The 18968-nt window shown below is 70.8% G+C and carries 19 protein-coding genes and 1 pseudogene; 12 read left to right on the top strand and 8 right to left on the bottom strand.

Features of this window, described 5'->3' with window-relative positions:
* Positions 1-14: 14 nt before the first annotated feature.
* Positions 15-2870 (top strand): preprotein translocase subunit SecA, encoded by a 2856-nt coding sequence (gene secA, locus ACWEOW_RS20995; protein WP_452271189.1) that lies wholly within the window; start codon positions 15-17, stop codon positions 2868-2870.
* Between the two features lie 224 nt (positions 2871-3094).
* Here the strand turns inward: secA and ACWEOW_RS21000 are convergent, their stop codons facing one another.
* Together ACWEOW_RS21000 and ACWEOW_RS21005 are read right to left on the bottom strand one after the other, a co-directional pair.
* Positions 3095-3739 (bottom strand): Rv3235 family protein, encoded by a 645-nt coding sequence (locus ACWEOW_RS21000; protein WP_452271190.1) that lies wholly within the window; start codon positions 3737-3739, stop codon positions 3095-3097.
* Complete coding sequence (locus ACWEOW_RS21005) at positions 3739-4917, bottom strand: hypothetical protein (protein ID WP_452271191.1); 1179 nt, start codon at positions 4915-4917, stop codon at positions 3739-3741. Before ACWEOW_RS21005 ends, ACWEOW_RS21000 begins: the two co-directional genes overlap by 1 nt.
* A 120-nt stretch (positions 4918-5037) precedes the next feature.
* On the opposite strand from ACWEOW_RS21005, the gene ACWEOW_RS21010 reads away from it, so the two are divergent.
* Positions 5038-5580 carry a hypothetical protein gene (locus tag ACWEOW_RS21010; protein ID WP_452271192.1) on the top strand — a complete coding sequence of 181 codons (543 nt, stop codon included), beginning with the start codon at positions 5038-5040 and terminating at the stop codon, positions 5578-5580.
* Positions 5581-5597: 17 nt separating this feature from the next.
* Here ACWEOW_RS21010 and ACWEOW_RS21015 read toward each other — a convergent pair whose 3' ends face one another.
* Positions 5598-5825 (bottom strand): helix-turn-helix domain-containing protein, encoded by a 228-nt coding sequence (locus tag ACWEOW_RS21015; protein WP_452271193.1) that lies wholly within the window; start codon positions 5823-5825, stop codon positions 5598-5600.
* Between the two features lie 310 nt (positions 5826-6135).
* Here ACWEOW_RS21015 and ACWEOW_RS21020 point away from each other — a divergent pair, with 310 nt between their 5' ends.
* Positions 6136-6798 carry an SAF domain-containing protein gene (locus ACWEOW_RS21020; RefSeq protein ID WP_452271194.1) on the top strand — a complete coding sequence of 221 codons (663 nt, stop codon included), beginning with the start codon at positions 6136-6138 and terminating at the stop codon, positions 6796-6798.
* A gap of 509 nt (positions 6799-7307) precedes the next feature.
* Positions 7308-8090, top strand: a pseudogene (locus ACWEOW_RS21025) (AAA family ATPase); the annotation flags it as partial.
* A 321-nt stretch (positions 8091-8411) separates the two neighbouring features.
* On the opposite strand, the gene ACWEOW_RS21030 reads toward ACWEOW_RS21025, so the two are convergent.
* Both ACWEOW_RS21030 and ACWEOW_RS21035 read right to left on the bottom strand, forming a co-directional pair.
* Entirely contained in the window at positions 8412-9761 is a 1350-nt protein-coding gene (locus tag ACWEOW_RS21030; protein ID WP_452271195.1) for a hypothetical protein, read from the bottom strand.
* Positions 9762-9808: 47 nt separating this feature from the next.
* Positions 9809-10192 (bottom strand): hypothetical protein, encoded by a 384-nt coding sequence (locus tag ACWEOW_RS21035; RefSeq protein ID WP_452271196.1) that lies wholly within the window; start codon positions 10190-10192, stop codon positions 9809-9811.
* A gap of 40 nt (positions 10193-10232) precedes the next feature.
* Here ACWEOW_RS21035 and ACWEOW_RS21040 point away from each other — a divergent pair, with 40 nt between their 5' ends.
* From ACWEOW_RS21040 to pruA, 8 genes are all read left to right on the top strand, one after another.
* Complete coding sequence (locus ACWEOW_RS21040) at positions 10233-11654, top strand: WS/DGAT/MGAT family O-acyltransferase (protein ID WP_452271197.1); 1422 nt, start codon at positions 10233-10235, stop codon at positions 11652-11654.
* Complete coding sequence (locus ACWEOW_RS21045) at positions 11654-12100, top strand: DUF6912 family protein (RefSeq protein WP_452271198.1); 447 nt, start codon at positions 11654-11656, stop codon at positions 12098-12100. Before ACWEOW_RS21040 ends, ACWEOW_RS21045 begins: the two co-directional genes overlap by 1 nt.
* Positions 12100-12618: an NUDIX hydrolase gene (locus tag ACWEOW_RS21050; protein WP_452271199.1), complete on the top strand. Its 519-nt coding sequence runs from the start codon at positions 12100-12102 to the stop codon at positions 12616-12618. The genes ACWEOW_RS21045 and ACWEOW_RS21050 overlap by 1 nt, the downstream gene beginning before the upstream one ends.
* A gap of 146 nt (positions 12619-12764) precedes the next feature.
* Positions 12765-13367 (top strand): TetR/AcrR family transcriptional regulator, encoded by a 603-nt coding sequence (locus tag ACWEOW_RS21055; RefSeq protein ID WP_452271200.1) that lies wholly within the window; start codon positions 12765-12767, stop codon positions 13365-13367.
* 105 nt (positions 13368-13472) lie between these two features.
* Positions 13473-14462 (top strand): alpha/beta hydrolase, encoded by a 990-nt coding sequence (locus ACWEOW_RS21060; protein ID WP_452271201.1) that lies wholly within the window; start codon positions 13473-13475, stop codon positions 14460-14462.
* A 60-nt stretch (positions 14463-14522) separates the two neighbouring features.
* On the top strand, positions 14523-15230 hold the full coding sequence (locus ACWEOW_RS21065) for an SGNH/GDSL hydrolase family protein (RefSeq protein ID WP_452271202.1): 708 nt from the start codon (positions 14523-14525) through the stop codon (positions 15228-15230).
* A 79-nt stretch (positions 15231-15309) separates the two neighbouring features.
* A complete protein-coding gene (locus tag ACWEOW_RS21070; protein ID WP_452271203.1) occupies positions 15310-15711 on the top strand; it encodes a DUF4870 domain-containing protein in 402 nt (133 codons plus the stop codon).
* 100 nt (positions 15712-15811) lie between these two features.
* Positions 15812-17440, top strand: coding sequence for an L-glutamate gamma-semialdehyde dehydrogenase (gene pruA, locus ACWEOW_RS21075; protein WP_452271204.1), 1629 nt, complete (start codon positions 15812-15814; stop codon positions 17438-17440).
* Positions 17441-17538: 98 nt separating this feature from the next.
* Here pruA and ACWEOW_RS21080 read toward each other — a convergent pair whose 3' ends face one another.
* The 3 genes from ACWEOW_RS21080 to ACWEOW_RS21090 form a co-directional block, all read right to left on the bottom strand.
* Complete coding sequence (locus tag ACWEOW_RS21080) at positions 17539-18036, bottom strand: DUF2505 domain-containing protein (protein ID WP_452271205.1); 498 nt, start codon at positions 18034-18036, stop codon at positions 17539-17541.
* Between the two features lie 112 nt (positions 18037-18148).
* Entirely contained in the window at positions 18149-18640 is a 492-nt protein-coding gene (locus ACWEOW_RS21085) for a hypothetical protein (protein ID WP_452271206.1), read from the bottom strand.
* Positions 18637-18942: a hypothetical protein gene (locus tag ACWEOW_RS21090; RefSeq protein WP_452271207.1), complete on the bottom strand. Its 306-nt coding sequence runs from the start codon at positions 18940-18942 to the stop codon at positions 18637-18639. The genes ACWEOW_RS21085 and ACWEOW_RS21090 overlap by 4 nt, the downstream gene beginning before the upstream one ends.
* Positions 18943-18968 lie beyond the last annotated feature (26 nt).

Below are 18968 nucleotides of genomic sequence, written 5' to 3' on the forward strand. Positions count from 1 at the left end.
AGTGAGATCAACACATGGTCATCGACAAGCTGCTTCGCGCCGGTGAGGGCCGGATCCTGAAGAAGCTTCAGGGCATCGCCAAGCAGGTCAATGCCCTCGAGGCCGACTTCGAGAAGCTCACCGACGAGGAGCTGCGCGAGGAGACCAACGGGTTCCGCGAGCGCCTCGAGAACGGCGAGACGCTCGAGATGCTCCTGCCGGAGGCGTTCGCAGCGGTCCGGGAGGCCAGCAAGCGCACCCTCGGCAAGCGGCACTTCGATGTCCAGCTCATGGGCGGCGCGGCGCTGCACATGGGCAACGTCGCCGAGATGAAGACCGGTGAGGGCAAGACACTCGTCGCGACGTTGCCGTCGTACCTCAACGCCCTGACGGGCAAGGGCGTGCACGTCATCACCGTCAACGACTTCCTCGCCGAGTACCAGTCCGAGCTGATGGGCCGCGTCCACCGCGCTCTCGGGATGGAGACCGGCTGCATCCTCGCCTCGATGACGCCGGAGCAGCGTCGCGCCGAGTACGCCAAGGACATCACCTACGGCACGAACAACGAGTTCGGCTTCGACTACCTGCGCGACAACATGGCATGGGAGCCCTCCGAGCTGGTCCAGCGCGGCCACAACTTCGCGATCGTCGACGAGGTCGACTCGATCCTCATCGACGAGGCGCGCACGCCGCTGATCATCTCCGGGCCGGCCGACCTCGCGACCAAGTGGTACGTCGAGTTCGCCCGGATCGCCAAGCGACTCGCCCGCGGTGAGGACGGCCGCGGCGACTACGAGGTCGACGAGAAGAAGCGCACCGTCGGCGTGCTCGAGTCGGGCATCGCCAAGGTCGAGGACCTCCTGGGCATCGAGAACCTCTACGACACCGTCAACACGCCGCTGATCGGGTACCTCAACAACTCGATCAAGGCCAAGGAGCTGTTCAAGCGCGACAAGGACTACGTCGTCATGAACGGCGAGATCCTCATCGTCGACGAGCACACCGGCCGCATGCTGCCCGGGCGCCGCTACAACGAGGGCATGCACCAGGCCATCGAGGCGAAGGAGGGCGTCGAGATCAAGAACGAGAACCAGACCCTCGCGACGATCACCCTCCAGAACTACTTCCGCATGTACGACAAGCTCTCGGGCATGACGGGCACCGCCCAGACCGAGGCCGCCGAGCTCAACTCGATCTACAAGCTCGGTGTCATCCCGATCCCGACCAACCGGCCGATGATCCGGATGGACCAGGCGGACCTGGTGTACCGCACCGAGATTGCGAAGTTCGACGCGGTCGTCGACGACATCGTCGAGCGCCACACGGTCGGGCAGCCGGTCCTCGTCGGCACGACGTCGGTCGAGAAGAGCGAGTACCTCTCGCAGCAGCTGCGCAAGAAGGGCATCAAGCACGAGGTGCTCAACGCCAAGCAGCACGAGCGGGAGGCCGCGATCGTCGCGGAGGCCGGGCGCAAGGGCGCCGTCACCGTCGCGACGAACATGGCCGGCCGCGGCACCGACATCATGCTCGGCGGCAACTCCGAGTTCCGCGCGGTGGCAGAGCTGAAGCGGCGCGGCCTGGACCCCGAGGAGACGCCGGAGGACTACGAAGCGGCGTGGGACTCGGCACTTGCCTCGGAGGAAGAGGCTGTCGCGGCCGAGCACGAAGAGGTCACCGACCTTGGTGGGCTCTACGTGCTCGGCACCGAGCGCCACGAGTCTCGGCGCATCGACAACCAGCTCCGCGGCCGCTCGGGACGCCAGGGCGACCCTGGTGAGTCCCGCTTCTACCTCTCGCTCAACGACGACCTGATGCGGCTCTTCAACGCCGGCATCGTGGACCGCTTCATGCAGACGGCAGGCATGGAGGACGAGGTCCCGATCGAGTCGAAGATGGTCACCAACTCGATCCAGAAGGCCCAGGGCGCGGTCGAGGCCCAGAACTACGAGATCCGCAAGAACGTCCTCAAGTACGACGACGTCATGAACCGCCAGCGCCAGGTCATCTACGACGAGCGGCGCGCGGTGCTCATGGGTGAGGACCTGCACGAGCAGCTGCGGCACTTCGTCAACGACGTCGTGGCGAGCTACGTCGATGCCGCCACCGCCGAGGGCTTCGCCGGAGACTGGGACCTCGAGAAGCTCTGGGAGGCGATGCGTCAGGTGTACCCCGTGTCGCTGACGATCGACGAGGTCGAGGACATGGCGGGCGGCCGCCAGGCCATCACCGCGACCCTCCTGCGTGAGCAGCTCATGTCCGACGCCCACGAGGCCTACGACCGCCGTGAGGAGACTCTCGGCAGCGAGACGATGCGGGAGGTCGAGCGTCGAGTCGTGCTGTCGGTCCTGGACCGCAAGTGGCGCGAGCACCTCTACGAGATGGACTACCTCCAGGAGGGCATCGGCCTGCGCGCCATGGCCCAGCGTGACCCGCTCATCGAGTACCAGCGCGAGGGGTTCCAGCTCTTCGAGGCGATGATGGACGCCATCAAGGAGGAGTCGGTCTCCAACCTCTTCTCGGTCGAGGTGCAGGTGACGCCGGCCGAGGCTCCGGTGGGGGTCGCCCCGATGGCGGTCGGGGAGCTCCTCGGCGCCATGTCCGAAGGCGCGCCCGACGACGTGACGGGCGCCGCGGCAGCCGACGAGGAGCCGTATGCCGCCGCCGCACCGTCGCCGGGTGAGCATGCCCCTGTCGCGGGTCCCAACGGCGGGCGAGCGTTCGGGTCCGGGCTCCGAGTCTCGGGCGTCGGCATCGCCGAGGACTCGCGTCGCGAGCGCGCGTTGCGGTACTCGGCGCCGGGCGAGGACGGTCAGGCCGTGGAGAGCACGAACCAGCCGGTCGAGCGCGCTGCCGACCGCCGTGGCAAGAAGGTCAAGCGCAAGCGGCGCTGACCCGCTGTCACGCTGGGACAGCGCTGAGCACGTCAGCGGCCCGGGGATCCACTGGATGCCCGGGCCGCTTCGCGTCCGGGTCGCGCAGTGTCAAACGCGTTCCTCGACGGGTCGCGGTGTTCCTCGACGGGTCGCGGTGTTCCTCGACGGGTCGCGGTGTTCCTCGACGGGTCGGGGCCGCCGTCTCCGCAACAGGTGTGGTGCAGCGCCGCTTCACCGAGCAGTCAGCCGATGGTCAGGGCGGTGATGAGCCAGCGACCGTCCAGTCCGTCCAGCCTGAGCGCCAGCGCCCGGACCCGACCGTGTGACACGACGACGGCGCACGCCTCGACGACACCGTCCGCGGGCTCGCACAGCCGGATGCGCCGCACGACGGCGGGGCGTCTGGGACCAGGGGTGCGCCGCCTCGCCGCCACGAGTGCCTGGCGGGCGATGACGGAGTAGACGGTCGGCGACGCGTGCCGGATCAGCTGCGGGGCCGGGCGCTGGCCCGACACCACCTCGATGATCGCCTGCGACAGCTTGGCGACCAACGGCGTGGGGTCTGGAAGCAGCTGCCTTCGCGTCGGCCGGCGACCGAAGTCATCGTCGTCACGGGCTCCGAAGAAGTCCAGTGCGAGCGTGTCCTGCGCATACGGCTGCTCGTAGCTCCAGGCCTCGTCGGCGCTGATGACCCGAGGCGCCGTCTCCGGGATGCGCCGCACCGTGAATCCGCCCGAGCCAAGCGGGGCGGTCGAGATGTTCGAGCCGGTCGCGGTGGTCGCGGCGATGGAGGCGGTCGAGCCGCTCGATGGAACGGTTGTGCGCGATGAGCCGCTCGAGCCGCTCGATGGAACGGTTGTGCGCGATGAGCCGCGCTCGGGCGCCATCACGGAAGTGCCTCGCCGGCGTGCCCGGTGTCATTCATGGGCGGCTCGGTCGGGCCGAACGCCGGCCCGTGCTCGGCCGCCGACCTCGGCTCGGTCGGGCCGAACGCCGGCCCTTTCTCCGCCGTTGAGCTGGGCTGGTCCCCCGACCCTGGTTCGGCCACGGACCTCGGCTTGGCCGCTGACCTCGCTTGGTCTTGCACCGGGCGGGGTGGACTGAGCAGCTGACCCGGCCTGAGGGCGTTCGGGTCGCTGCCGATGACGTCGCGGTTCGCGGCATACCATCGCGGCCACTCATGCGCGATCTCCGCGTCGGTGGCGGCGTGGCCGAGGTGACGCCACGCGATCGACCACAGTGTGTCGCCCCGGTGGACGGTCACGAGGTCGTGTGCCGAGGCGGCCACCCGCGGCGTCGGTGCGAGCAGGCGGGAGCGGCTCGCATCGGCCGCCGGGGGCGGAGGAGTAGGGCGGTAGGCGACGCTGGGTTGCTCCAGCACCCCGACTCGCGCCCGACGCGCGGACTCGGGAACGCGCTCGGGTGCGCGGGAGCCAGCGCCAGCAGGCGGACCGACAGCGCGCTGCGCGTGCGTCTCTCGTGGCTGTCGTGACTCGGCGAAGCCCACGCTCCTACCCGTCCCACCTGAACGGACGGCCGTGCTGGTCGGGTCTGCGCCGAGGGAGCTCCGGACGGTGCCTGACGAACGGGCGATGGCCTCGGCGGACGTGGTGACGGTCCCAACGCTGGAAGGGGCGCGCTGCGTGCTCGACGCGAACGCAGGCAGAGGGAGTGCCGCCGAGCCGAGCGAGGCCCCGAGCAGCACGGTCAGGGACCTGCGCACCACCGCCGGCGTCACCCGTTCCACGGCCGTCGCCGCGAGGCGCCCGAGCGCGCCCGGTAGTAGCGACAGCAGCCCCAGAGCCGACCCGAGCGCGAGCCAGAGCGCAAGCCCGGCTCCCAGCCACGTGAGCCCGAGCATCAGCACGTCGTCCAGTCGCATCGGCGCGCCCCCGGCGATCGCGGACCCGGCAGCTGCCTGGCTGCCAGAAGGCAGCAGGGTCCGAAGTGTCGCCATGGCTGCGGCAAGGCCCAGCCCGCGGCCGATCAACGCAGCGATGGGCACCGAGCGGGCGCCGTCGTCTCGGCTGGTGCGTACCTGATTGCCTCGCGATACCCTGTGCATGCGGCAATTGAACGCAGTTTGACTAAGTTTGGTCAAGTAAGCTGTCGATAGCCGGTGGATAACCCTCACGAGTCATCGCGAGCCAGCCGATCGCCGGTCCGACACCACGGAGGTGGCTTGATGCGTTGGGACCGGCTGTTCGACGATCTCGAGGCAGTCGCGGCGGCTGAGCGCGCTCGCGAGCGCCATGGTGAGGTCGCCGACCGAACCAGGCGCGAGCGGGGCCAGCTCGACCTCCAGTCGCGCATGCTCGCCAACCTCGGCAACGACGCCGTGTCATGCCGGCTTCGCGCGGGGAGCGTCTCGGGACGGGTGGTCGACGTGGGACCCGACTGGGCGCTCCTCGAGTCTCGCGGGCGCTCGGTCGTCATTGCGCTCGCGGCGGTCCGCGCGCTGACAGGACTGGCGAGTGGCGCCCGCATCCCGACAGTCGTGGCCCGGAGCTTCTCGCTCGCTGCGGTGCTCCGTGGGGTCAGCCGCGACCGGTCACGTGTCGAGGTCGTCGATCTCGAAGGCCGGTCGCTGATCGGCACCATCGACTCAGTCGGCGCCGACCATATCGAGCTGGTCATGCACGCCGCAGACGCGCCACGTCGGCCCGAGCACCTGGCAGGGCGGGTCGTCGTGCCGTTGTGGTCCCTCGGCTCGGTGCGACGTCTGTGACCCGGCTGCGGCCGGGATCACTCGTCCCCGGCGCCGCCGAAGGGATGGGCCTCGACGAACGTGCGGGTCTCGGCGTACATCCGCTGGATGTAGTTCTCGAGCTCCGTCGCCTCGACGCGCCACTGCCCACGACCGCCGATCTTGATGGCCGGGAGCTCACCGGACCGGACGAGGGCGTATGCCTGGGCGGACGAGATGTTCAGGACCTCGGACACTTCGGCAAGCTGCAGGAACCGCTGGGCCACGTTTCTCTCCTTCTTCGGCACCTCTTCGGCACCGTCGAGACGCTTCGACCCACCCTTACCCGGCTTGTCCGAATTACGCACGCGTGTGGGCATGCGGGGACATCAGTGCAAGAGGGGCTGCCCCTTCATCATACGTGCGAATGCATGCGAAGAGGCACGTTATCCACAGCTGTGGGTGACCAGACCTGGTTTGGCTGCACCTGGTGCAGGATGGCCCCTGGGGGCGGGCACCCGTCGCATCGGTGGCGGACTCGTCCGGTGCGCTCTCTCAGTTCGCTCTCCAAAATTCGCAGACCGTCAGGGGCCCAGGATGCCGGAGCACGCACGACCCATCGCCAAGCGCCTGCAGCGCCCGTCGTGGCGCGACAGCCGACTCGTCGTCGGTCTCTTGCTCGTCGTGGTCGCCGCCGCGCTCGGGGCCAAGGCGGTGGCGAGCGCCGATGACCGGATGCCGGTGTGGGTCGCCTCGACCGACCTCGTCGCCGGTGACCGGATCGAGGCGGCCTCCCTCGCGCGCGCAGACGTCCGGCTCGCCGACGGGATGGCTCGCTACCTCGAGGCCGCCTCGCCGCCACCGATCGGCTCGATGGTGGTCCGTGATGTCCGTGCCGGGGAGCTGGTGCCGTCATCGGCCCTGGGCGGCGCAGACGCTGTTCAGGTGCAACGGGTCACCATCCGTTCCGAGGCTCAGGTGGCCGCAGGCCTCAGCCGGGGCAGCAGGGTCGACGTCTACGTCACCCCGCAGTCGCATACCGGGTCCACCGGGGCAGCCGGCGCGACCACTCGGCTCCTGCGTTCCGCGGCGGTAGCGGCGGTGCTGAACGGTGGGTCGGGCTTCGGGACCGCCGAGACGAGCTCGGTGCAGATCTACGTCCCCACGGACCACGTGCAGGACCTTGTCGAGGCTGTCGACGCCGACTCGAAGATCACGCTCGTCCCGGCAGTCGGTGCGTTGGGGGCGGGTGCGTCGTGAGTGATGTCCTCACTGCAGTGAGCCCGGCGTGGGAGGCCATCGTCGCGACAACGCTCGAGCACGTGCCGGGAGCGACCATCGCCAGACGGTGTGCCGACGTGGCCGAGCTGCTGTCCGTGGCGGAGGCCGGGCTCGGCGACGTCGCGGTGGTCTCCGTCGATCTGCGTGATCTGGATCTTGACGTCGTGAGGGGCTTGCAGGACAGGCGAGTTCGCGTGCTTGGGCTGCACCCCGCAGAGGACGAGGCAGCAGAGCGACGGCTTCGCCAGCTGGGAGTCGATGCGACTGCCCACCTCGACGCCTCTGCTGACGAGCTCGCTACCGCGCTCGCGGAGAACCGGCCCGAGCACCGCCGGCCACAGGACTTCGGAGCGGCTGACGTCGACATGTTCCTGCCGGGTGCTGCGGACGGCACGACCGGCGGAGGCGGCGCAACCGGTGGAGGCGGCGCAACCGGTGGAGGCGGCACGACCGGCGGCGGCTGGATGACCGGTGAGGACGGCCGGCCGATGGTGGGCCGCCGGCCGCCGGACGGGATCCCCTCAGGTGCAGGTGATCCCACGGACGGGACGTGGGATCAGACTGACCAGAACGGCCAATCAGGCCCACCCGAGCGCGCACCGGTCCTGGCGGTCTGGGGTCCGACCGGCGCGCCGGGGCGGACGACGATAGCGACGACCCTCGCCGTCGAGCTCGCGCGCCGTGGCGCCGACGTCCTGCTGGTCGACGCCGACACCTACGGCGGGTCGGTCGCCCAGGCTCTCGGCGTGCTCGACGAGGCACCCGGCGTGGCGGCGGCGTGCCGCGCAGCCGAGCTCGGGACGCTCGATGTCCCGGCACTGGCCGGCCTGGCGCCGGAGGTGATGTCCGGGCTCCGCGTGCTCACGGGCCTGCCCCGGGCGGACCGCTGGCCGGAGGTCAGAGGCGCTGCGCTCGAGCGGGTGCTCGAGCTGACCCGTCGTCTCGTCCAGGTCGTCGTCGTCGACTGCGGTTTCTGCCTCGAGGACGACGAGGAGCTCAGCTACGACACGCTCGCACCCCGGCGCAACGAGGCCACGCTCACCGCACTGGCCGCATCCGATGTCGTGGTTGCCGTCGCTGCGGCCGACCCGGTCGGGATCCAGCGGTTCGTCCGGGGCGTTCAGGAGCTGGGCACGGTTCCATCCGGACGCCCTGTTCCCGTTGTCAACCGAGTGCGCGCGTCCGCGGTCGGGAGCAGGCCGGAGTCACGGATCGCCGACTCGCTCCGCCGGTTCGCCGGAGTCGAGGTGGCGCACTTCGTCCCGTTCGACCCGGCAACGCTTGACGCCGCGGTCCTCGCCGGACGCTCGGTCACGGAGCAGGCACCGGGTTCGAAGGTCCACGCCGCCGTGAGCGAGCTGGCGACGGCCCTGGCGCCGTGGACCGTGCCGCGGACCCGGCCGAAGGCCGGTCCCCGGGGTCGCCTCTGGCCGGGGGGCCGCGGGGGTGGCGCCTCAGGACGCCGGGCCAGGCACTCACCGGCAAGCGCGGAGCCACCAACCCCGCAGGACCACAACCTGACCAAGCCGCCGACGCCCCGAGCACCCGGAGCGGATCGCGAAGCCCGACCGGTTCGAAGCGGTCTCGTCGGGTCAGGGCGTGAAGAGGATCGTCAGGCCGCTGACGGTGTAGAAGATCATGACGACCATGAGCGGGATCTGTCCGATCACCGCGGCCCGCCGGTCCAGCACCGTGATCGCCCGCTCGTGAGCCGCGAGCACGCCGAGCAGGTGCCCGATGACGATGCTCACGGCCTGAACCGTCGCCACGAGGGTCGGCTGGATCAGCAGGTCGTTGGGGGTGAGGTTCGCGGTGCCGAGCAGGTCCGCCCCGGTGCCGAGCGGGTCGGTCATGAATCGCCAGGCGTACTGACCCTGGTAGACCCAGAGCGACCAGTAGTGCGCGATGACATAGCCCCCGGCGATCGGGATGAGCGATGGCGCGATGTCGCTGACGAACTCGACCGACGACCGCAGCGGCTGCCCCGCAAGGCGCACCGATACGGCCGATGCGACCCAGATCGTCAGCGCTACGATGCCGAAGAACGCGAGCATCGTCGCCGTCTTGAGCAGCTGCGTGGGCAGCGCCGACGTCTGCACGAACGTCGCCCACGACAAGTTGGCCGAGAAGCCGTCGTATGCCGTGCTGCCGAGCATCACCGACACCGTGGCCACCAACCCCCGCTGGGCGCGCAGCTCGTTGACCCCGTGCAGCGGCGTGCGCAGGACCCACCGGCCGTCAGCCCTGCGGCCCAGGGGCGAGAGGCGGCCGAACATCGCCGACCAGATCTCGAACGGGTCGGCCTTGTCGAACCAGACGCGCCCGAAGACGAAGGCACCGAGGAGCGAGATCACGAAGAACCCCGCGACGAGGGCGCGCAGGAAGCCGAGAGACGTGTTGTCCTGGGCAACCAGCTCGACCCAGGTGAAGGCGGCGAGCCCCAGGGCCGCGGGCCACAGCCCGAACCGGTATGGCAGCACCGACATCTCCGGCGAGATCCGCGCGAGCCGCAGGACCCCCGAGTGCACCATGCGCACCGGGTTGATGACGCGCCACACGGGGCCGAGCACCATCGAGACGAACGCCAGGCCGACCCACAGCCACACGTAGATCACGTTCGGCACCGGGTTGAGCGCCGAGTCCGGTCCGAAGACGAGCGCCGCGAGCGTCCACAGGGTCAGCGCCACCGCGAGGATCCGGGCGACGAGACGCAGCCAGCGGGAGTCGAGTGTCGCGGCGAGCCACGACGGAAGGAGGATGCCGTCGGTGCTGTGCAGCCGGGGCTCGCGCCACAGGGTCCCGATGGCGACGAACGAGATCACGAGCGCCGCGAGCGCCCCGATCACCAGGGCCGTGAAGGGCAGCGGGAGGTCCGAGCGGCTGCCGACGCCGTGGGCGGGCGCCGCGAGGACGTGCAGCGGCACCGGCCCGACCGCACTCATCTGGCGCTCACGATGCGCTCACGACGCGTTCACCGGCGTTCATCGGCCTAGCGCACCGCGACGGTGAGCAGGGTGAGCGGCGGCTCGTGCGTCTCGACCTCGTACAGCCCCGGCTCCTTGGCCGTCAGGCGCAAGGTCGTGGGCACGCCGGCCTTGAGCGTGGCCTCCTGGTCGAAGCCATGGGCGTGCAGCTCGTCGTCGTGGTCGCTGGTCACGACCAGCTCCAGGGTGTCGCCGACCGGGACGTCCACCTGGGCCGGTGCCGGGGTCACCGTGGAGCCTGTGATGGTCACGGCGAGCCGCTTGACCGCGCCGGTGCTCGCCGACACGGTGGAGCCCGCCGACGAGTCCGGAGCGCTCGACGAGCACGCGACTACGCCCGACAACGCGAGGACGGCAACGGCATACGGCAGGGCACGAATCGCACGCATGGCCCAGATCCTACGTAACGCCTTCTGGCAGAGTGTGACCATGTCCGACCGCCTGACGTCGCTGGACGCGTCGTTCCTGTATCTCGAGGAGTCGACCACCGCCATGCACGTGGGGTCGGTGATGATCTTCCGGCCTCCCCGAGAGGGCTTCGACTACGACCAGCTCGTGCGGATCATCGAGGCACGGATCGGTGCCATCCCGCGCTTCCGGCAGAAGGTGCGCGACGTCCCGGGCCGGATCGGCAACCCGATCTGGGTCGACGACGAGGCCTTCGACATGAGCTATCACGTCCGCCGCGCCGGGCTCCCTCGCCCGGGCACCGACTCCCAGCTGCAGGACTTTGTCGCGCGCGTGCAGCCACGCCGACTCGACCGGACCCGACCACTCTGGGAGGTCTATCTCGTCGAGGGCATGAGCGAGGGCCGGTTCGCGGTCGTCACAAAGACGCACCAGGCGCTCATCGACGGCGTCAACGCCCTCGACATCGCCCACGTCATCGTCGACTCCGTCAAGGGGCACGACTTCGACGTCGACCAAATCCCTTGGGAGCCAAGCAGACCCCCGTCTTCGGTCGAGCTGGTCACGGACGCCCTCGTCGACGTGGTCCGTCGCCCGACGCAGGTCGTCGACCTGGTACGAGGCGGCATCAACGACGCCCTCAACGTCGGACTTCGCGCGCTCGAGTCGGCGGGGCAGGTGCTCTCGACGGTCGCGCGCACGGCGGCCCGGCCGGCGCCGCACATGCCGCTCAACGCCGAGATCGGGTCAGCCCGCCGCTGGATCATGATCTCGACGGATCTCGACGACTACCGCACGGTGCGAAAGCGCTTGGCCCGGGGCGCCTACGCCGAGGACGTCGCGATCAACGACGTCGTGCTCGCGACCATCGCGGGTGGCTTCCGCACCTGGCTGCTCGGTCGCGGTGAGCCGGTGAGCGGTGGCACGGTGGTCCGCGCGATGGTCCCGGTCAGCATCTACGGCGACGACCCCGCGGGGATGTATGCCAACCAGGTCATGGCATGCGTGGTCAACCTGCCGGTGGGCGAGCCGGGGGCCTCGATGCGGCTCCACCAGATCGCCTTCGCGATGCGGCAGCAGATGGAGGGCGGCCAGGCCGTGGGGGCGACGTCGCTGGCCAACCTCGCCGGCTTCGCCCCGCCGACGCTGCACGCGCTCGGCGCTCGGCTCGGCTCGGCGATGTCGCGCCGGCTCTACAACGTCATGATCACCAACGTGCCTGGACCTCAGACGCCGCTCTATGCCGGCGACGCGAAGATGCTGTCGACGTTCCCGGTGACACCCCTGGCCAAGGGCCAGGCTCTGTCCATCGGCATCACGTCGTACGACGGCGGCGTCTACTACGGCCTCAACGCCGATCGCGACGCGATGCCGGACGTGGACGTGCTCGGCCAGTCGATCGTCGAGTCGCTCGCGGAGCTGACGAGCGGAAGGGAGTCCTGATGCCGGTCGTGCGCGTCTACGTGCCGGTGGGCCGGTCCGACCTCGACGAGCTCGCGACGACCGGCGCGCTGCCCGCCGGGCCGGGAGCCCCACGCATTGCGTATGCCGTGACGCCCGGTCTGGAGCAGGCCGCGCCGGGTCTCGACGTGGAGGACCTCGAGTACGCCGCCTTCAGCGACGCGGTGGCGGCCTCCGCGGCGGTCCGCAGCGCGGTCGGCCACCGGCGCGTGGTCGCGGCCGCCGATGCCGACAGGTCCTGGGTTGCCCCGAGTGGCGGCCAGCCGGTCTCGCGTGTGGTGCTGACCTCGCCGTTGCCTCTCTCGCGGGTGGCGTCCTTCCACATCGACGAGGAGGGTGCAGGCCCGGACGACGAGGCGGACGAGCTGCTCTGGTACGACGTCACCGAGCTCGACGACGTGCGGTCGCTGGTCGGCACGGGCGCGTGATGACCGAGGAGCAGGTGGCGCTGTACGGCGACGACGGCGAGGTGATCGGGTCGGCTCCCCGGTCGGTCATGCGGCGGCAGAACCTTCGCCACGCGGCCTCGTCGGTGGTCGTACGGGATCGACGCGGCCGGATCTACCTGCATCGGCGCACGACGACCAAGGACGTGTACCCGGGTCTGCTCGACTTCGCCGCAGGTGGGGTCGTGCAGGCGGGGGAGGACCCGGTCCTGGGCGCCGTCCGGGAAGCGGAGGAGGAGCTCGGTGTCACGGGCGTCCCGCTCGAGCCGTTCGGGGTGACGTCCTACGCGGACGACGCGACGCGGTATGTCGCCTACCGGTTCGTCGTGATCTTCGAGGGCCCGATCCGGTGGCAGCCGGAGGAGGTGTCCTGGGGCGAGTGGGTCACGGTCGAGGAGCTCGTGCGGCGGCTCGACGAGGAGACCGACACGATCGTGCCCGACAGCGTCAGCGTGTGGGGCGACACGGTGCGCGGGTGGGCCGCGCCGACCCCATCCTGACGCTGAATGACGATGTCGGGGCCCCGGCGCCGACTCAGCGCGTGACCGTGCCCCTCCCGTGTGAGTGAGCGCCCCGTCACACGGATCCCCGAACTCGCCAGCCTGAACCTCTTGAACTGACCGAACGATCGTGCTTTTATTTTTGCATGGGCAAGGGTGAGACCACCAAGACGGCCGTCCTCGACGAAGCCACCGAGCTGGCGTCGCTCGTCGGCCTGGGCGGCCTCACCATCGGCACCCTGGCCGCGGCGACCAAGCTGAGCAAGAGCGGGCTCTACGCGCACTTCACCTCGAAGGAGGCGCTCCAGGTCGAGGTGCTCCAGCATGCGCGCGACCGGTTCACCGACGTCGTCATGCGTCCGACCGTGGCCGCCCCTCGCGGCGAGCCCCGGATCCGCGCGTTCTTCGAGCGGTGGCTGCTCTGGCAGTCGGCGGCATACGGCGGGGGCTGCATCTTCGTCGACGCGGCAAGCGAGTTCGACGACCAGGAAGGTGCGGTTCGCGACGAGCTCGTGCGCGCCGAGCGCGACAAGATGGAGTCGATCGGGCTCATCGTGGGCACCGCCGTCAGCGAAGGGCACTTCCGTCCCGACGTCGACGTCGCCCAGTTCGCCTACGAGCTCGAGGGCGTCCTGCTCGCCCACCACCACGCGCGCCGGCTCATGCGCGACGGCCAGGCCGACGCGCGCGCCCGGCTCGCGTTCGAGCGGCTCGTCGACAGCTGCCGACCGGCGGCCCGCTCCGCCTGACCGGCGCCGACCCAGGCGGCGGCGACTCCCGAAACGAATTTCGCCACCAGACTCGAGCCTCAGGCTCGCCATCACCGACCCACGCCCGCATCGACGGAGAACATCATGGCTACCATTTCAATTCAGAAAAGCACGAACGTTCGGTCTGTTTCACGATGGACCTTCCGCACGCTCGAGGTCCTTGCACCGGCCCTCGGCGCCTGGATCGCCGAGCGGAGCTGGTTCCGGCTCCCGGGCAGCGCACACCGGGTCGCCGGCATCGACCGGCCCGCCATCCGCGAGCTGCTCGGCGCCCCCTTCGAGGTCGAGCTGCGCGGCCGCACGGTCCGCGGGTGGGTCTGGGGCTCCGGGCCGGTGGCCTATCTCGTCCACGGCTGGGGCGGAACTGGCGAACAGCTGACACCGCTCGTGGCGCCCCTGCTCGACCGCGGCTTCACCGTCGTGGCGTTCGACGGCCTCAGCCATGGGCACTCCGATCCCGGTGAGCACGGGCCGAGCTCGAGTGACGCGATCGAGCTCGGGCGCTCCCTCGACGCCGTCGCGGCACGCTTCGGGCCCGCGCGGGTCGTCGTCGCGCACTCGATGGGCGCGCTGTCGGCGGTGCTCGCCCTGCGCGACGGATGGCTGACCACCGAGCGCCTCGTTCTCATCGCACCGGCACCAGGCATTCCGGCCCTGCTGGGGAGGTTCCGAGAGGAGCTGGGCTTCGGCGGCCGGACCGAGCGCCGGCTCGTCCGCCGCGCCGAGCGACGCACCGGGTATCCCGTCGACGGCCTCGACGTCGCAGTGGTGGCGCGCCAGATCGACCGGCCGGACCTGCTCGTGGTCCACGACCTGCTGGACCGGGAGGCCGACCACGCAGCGTCGGTCGAGCTGGTCCGTGGCTGGCCGGGCGCCGAGCTGATCTCCACGGCGGGCCTGGGCCACCGCCGGGTGCTCGCGGACGCCGCCGTGGCCGGTGCCCTGAGCCGGTTCGCCGACCGCCTGCCGGTCGAGCCGACGCTGCACGGCGAGGACCGCCCGGCGCCGTTCCCCCGCGCGGCCGACCCGGCCGACGCTGCCACCGGCTCGTCCCAGCGCGCCGCGGTGGCGTGACCGTCCCACGTGGTGGGCCGGGGGAGTCGCCACCCGTGGATCGCTTGTTACCTTGCGCGGATGGACTTCACCCCTGACGAGTACGCCCGCCGCGACAGTGACCGGCTCAAGGAGATCCTCACGGGTCCCCCCGTCACCTGGGTGTTCCTCGGCGACAGCATCACCCAGGGCGTGACCCACACCCACGGGTGGCGCAGCTACGTCGAGCACTTCGCCGAGCGCGTCCGGGGCGAGCTCGGCCGGCGCGGAGACGCTGTCGTCAACTCCGGCGTCGCGGGCACCACCACCGAGGACCTCCTGCCCGAGTTCCACTGGCGCGCAGGGCGGTTCGCCCCTGACGTGGTGTTCGTGATGTTCGGCACCAACGACATCCTCGCCGGCGAGCACGGCGTCCGCGGCTTCCGCTTCCGCCTCGACCAGATCGTCCAGCGGTCCCGCGACGTGGGGGCGACGGTGGTCCTGCAGACGCCGCCCCCGGTGCTCTCCGAGGGCGACCGCCGGCCCGAGCTCATCACGCTCTATGGCGACGCCGTCCGCCAGGTGGGTTCGGACCTCGGCGTGCTGGTCGTCGACCACGCCGCGCACTGGGCTGCCGCGGTCCAGCCTGGCGAGGTCGCGCCGGACGGGTGGCTCGATGACGCGTTCCACCCCGGCGCTCAGGGCCACCACGAGCTGGCCCGGACGCTGCTCGCGGCCCTCGGGATCGAGGACTCCGCCAGTGCGATGTGCTCGCTCGAGGTGCACGACGCGGTGGAGTGCTCCGCCTGACGGGGTCAGGGACGAGTCAGGGTCCAGTCAGGGCACACCCCAGCAGCGCGGGAGGGCCTGCGTGGGTGACGATGGAGCCATGACACAACCGATCCCCAACCCGTACGGTCAGGGGCTCCAGGCAACCACGGGTGAAGAGCGCACGTGGGCGGTCCTCGGGCACCTAGCCGCCATCATCGCCGCCGTCATCTCCGCCGGCTGGCTCAGCTTCGTGGGCCCCCTGCTCATCTGGGTGTTCTACAAGGACAAGAGCCAGTTCGTGCGGCAGGCCGCGGCGGGCGCCTTCAACTTCAACCTCGCGATCTGGGCCGCGATCATCGTCGGCTGGCTGATGTTCTTCACCGTCCTGCTGATCCCGGTCGCGGTCATCGTCTGGATCGTGGCGATCGTCGCGGCACTGGTCTTCCACATCAAGGCCGCTCTCGCCGCGAACCGTGGACAGTCCTACCGCTACCCGTGGGGCATCACGATCCTGCGCTGACGGGCGCTGCCCGAGACGTGGAACGATGGGGTGGTCGCTCACAAGGCGGCCACCCCATCGCCCTTTGGGCGCACCACCGTGCAACAGCAGGAGACCTTTGATGGACGCAGTGACCCATGTGCCCGCGCCGGCGAACGAGCCGGTGCTCGACTACGCGCCGGGATCGCCCGAGCGCGCTGCGCTCGAGGTCGCGCTCGCCGAGCTGGGCAGCACCCAGGTCGACCTGCCCCACTCCATCGACGGGGAGTGGGTCACCGGCGCCGGAGCGCAGATCCAGGTGCGACAGCCGCACGCGCACGCCAAGGTCCTGGGCACGATGCGCAACGCCACCGTTGCCGATGCGGAGGCGGCCGTCAGCGCCGCCAAGGCCGCCGCGCCGATGTGGCGTGAGCTGTCGTTCGACGACCGTGCCGCCATCCTGCTCAAGGCTGCCGAGCTGCTCGCTGGCCCGTGGCGGGCGCGCCTCAACGCCGCGACGATGCTGGGACAGAGCAAGACGGCATACCAGGCCGAGATCGACAGCGCGTGCGAGCTGATCGACTTCTGGCGGATCAACGTCCACTTCGCCCGGCAGATCCTCGAGCAGCAGCCGCCCCTGAACGCCAGGGGCATCTGGAACCGGTCGGACTACCGCTCGCTCGAGGGCTTCGTCTACGCGATCACGCCCTTCAACTTCACGGCCATCGCCGGCAACCTGCCGACCGCTCCCGCGCTCATGGGCAACACCGTGGTGTGGAAGCCGAGCCCGACCCAGCAGTTCGCCGCGTCACTGACGATGCAGCTGCTCGAGGAGGCCGGTATGCCGCCGGGCGTGATCAACATGGTCACCGGCGACGGCCTCGACGTCAGCAAGGTGGCCCTGCACGACGAGGACCTGGCCGGCATCCACTTCACCGGCTCGACCCCCACGTTCAAGCACTTGTGGGCCGAGGTCGGTGCGAACCTCGAGCGGTACCGCACCTACCCACGCCTCGTCGGCGAGACCGGTGGCAAGGACTTCATCGTCGCGCACCCGAGCGCCGATGCGGACGTGCTGCGCACGGCGATGATCCGCGGCGCCTTCGAGTTCCAGGGCCAGAAGTGCTCGGCCGCCTCGCGCGCCTATGTCCCGGCCTCCGTGTGGGACCGGATCAAGTCCGATCTCGTGGACATCACCAACTCCCTGCCCCAGGGCGATGTGACCGACCTGCACAACTTCATGGGTGCGGTCATCGACGAGCGGGCCTTCTCCAAGCACCGGGACGCCATCGACCGGGCCCACGCCGAGGCGGGCATCGACGTCATCGCGGGCGGTTCCTACGACGACTCGGTGGGATGGTTCGTCCGGCCGACGGTCCTGGAGATCAAGGACGCCGCTGACGAGTCGTTCCGCACCGAGTACTTCGGGCCGATCCTGTCCGTGCACGTCTTCCCGGACGGCGACTACGACCAGGTGGTCGACCAGATGGAGCGGTTCGCGCCCTACGGCCTGACCGGCTCGATCATCGCCCAGGACCGCCGAGCCATCGCCGACGCGACCAGCCGCCTGCGCTTCGCGGCCGGCAACTTCTACATCAACGACAAGCCGACCGGCGCCGTCGTGGGCCAGCAGCCGTTCGGCGGCGGCCGCGCCAGCGGCACCAACGACAAGGCCGGCGCCGCTCAGAACCTGCTCCGGTGGACCAGTGTCCGCTCGATCAAGGAGACGTTCGTGCCGCCGACCAGCCACGCCTATCCCCACATGGGCTGAGGCGGGCCGCTGACAGGCATGGAAGGACCACTCGACCGGGGGCAGCCCCGGTCGAGTGGTCATTTCACTGGGGCGCGGCCTGGGGCGGTCGCGGGGCGTCAGGCACGCTCGGCGAGCCAGCGCTCGCCGGTCTCCTGCTCCTGTCGGATCGCGTGCACCACGGCCGGCGCCGCGGCTCGCTCGACCTTGCCGCCGAGCAGCGGGATCGAGGCCTTGAGGTCGCCGTCGATGCTGATCGTGGTGCCGGCGCCCTGCGCCGCGAGCCGGACGGCCGAGCGCAGTGCCACGGGCGCGCCCTGCACCTCCACGACGAGGGTGCCCGACCGGGTCCCGCCGTCCTGCACGGCCCCCCACTCGTACGTCTCCGTGACCCTGAGGGTGGAGCCGATGATCGACCTGGCGAAGTCCGGCAGCCCGTCGGCGGGCAGGTCGCGCCTGGTCACGACGCGAGCGCCGGCGCCGGCCGGGCTCACTGCCGACTCGTGCTCCTGGGCTCCGGCGTCGACGCACTTGCGCACCTGGAAGTCGGGGTCGGTGACCATGGCGTACACCGCGTCGGGCGCGGCGGCATACGTGATCGTCTCGGAGATCCTCATGGCGGACACGCTATGGCACGCGTAGGCCGCCCGGGCACGATGTCGCCCGGGCGGGTATGCCGTCCGGCCCGCTATGCCGTCGGGCCTGGTATGCCGGTGGGTGTCGGCGCGGTCAGCGTCCCGAGCGCGCGCGGCTGGACACCGTCGCCAGCGTCGCGGTGGACCGCTCCAGCTCCCGCGCCAGCCGGGCGAGCTCGCGCGAGCGGGCGGCCGTCGCCCGGTTGAGCAGCTCCTGGAGACGCTCCCGCTCGGCCAGCCTCCGGTCGGGGTCCACGCGGCTCGGCCCCGGCCGGTCGAGGACCAGGTGGCCGTCGACCAGCAGGTCCCACCGGTCGAGGTCGGGCTCGAGGGCGCGCACCCGAGCCGCGGTCTCGACCTCGGTCGTCGTCCAGGACTGGAGCAGCCCGCCGACCCGGTCGAGCTCGGTCGCCGCGCGGGTGAGCAGGTCGCGCTCATGGGCGGTGGGGTCGGCGAGGCCGGCACGCTCGGCGGCTGCGGCCGGTCGCCCGAGGTCGTCCACCAGCGTGGCGAGATGGGCGGCCTGGGTGCGCAGGGCGCCCCCGAGGGCGGAGGTGGAGGCCGGGTCCCCGGCCGGCGAGCTCATCTCCGCGCTCCTCGAGGTGGGGTCCCCGGCGCAGCGGCCCGGTGGCCTGCCTGCGCCGGACCGGCGTCGAGCAGCCGCTCCTCGGCAGCCTCGGAGATCGCCCGCAGCGTGTCGGCAGCCTGCTCGACCCAGCTGTCGAGCAGGCGCTGGACCGCGCGGTCACCGAGCACGGGCACGTGGACGAGCAGCTCGTCGGCCTGGTCCCTCGCGGCCGCCCGCGTTGCCGCGAGGGAACGCTGGGTGGCGAGGTCACCGCGGCCTGCGGAGCCGGACACGCCGGGCGCCGGGCGGGCAGGCGTCATCCCGTCCACCACGGCGCTGCCGCCCG

The sequence above is a fragment of the Monashia sp. NPDC004114 genome (assembly GCF_053603855.1).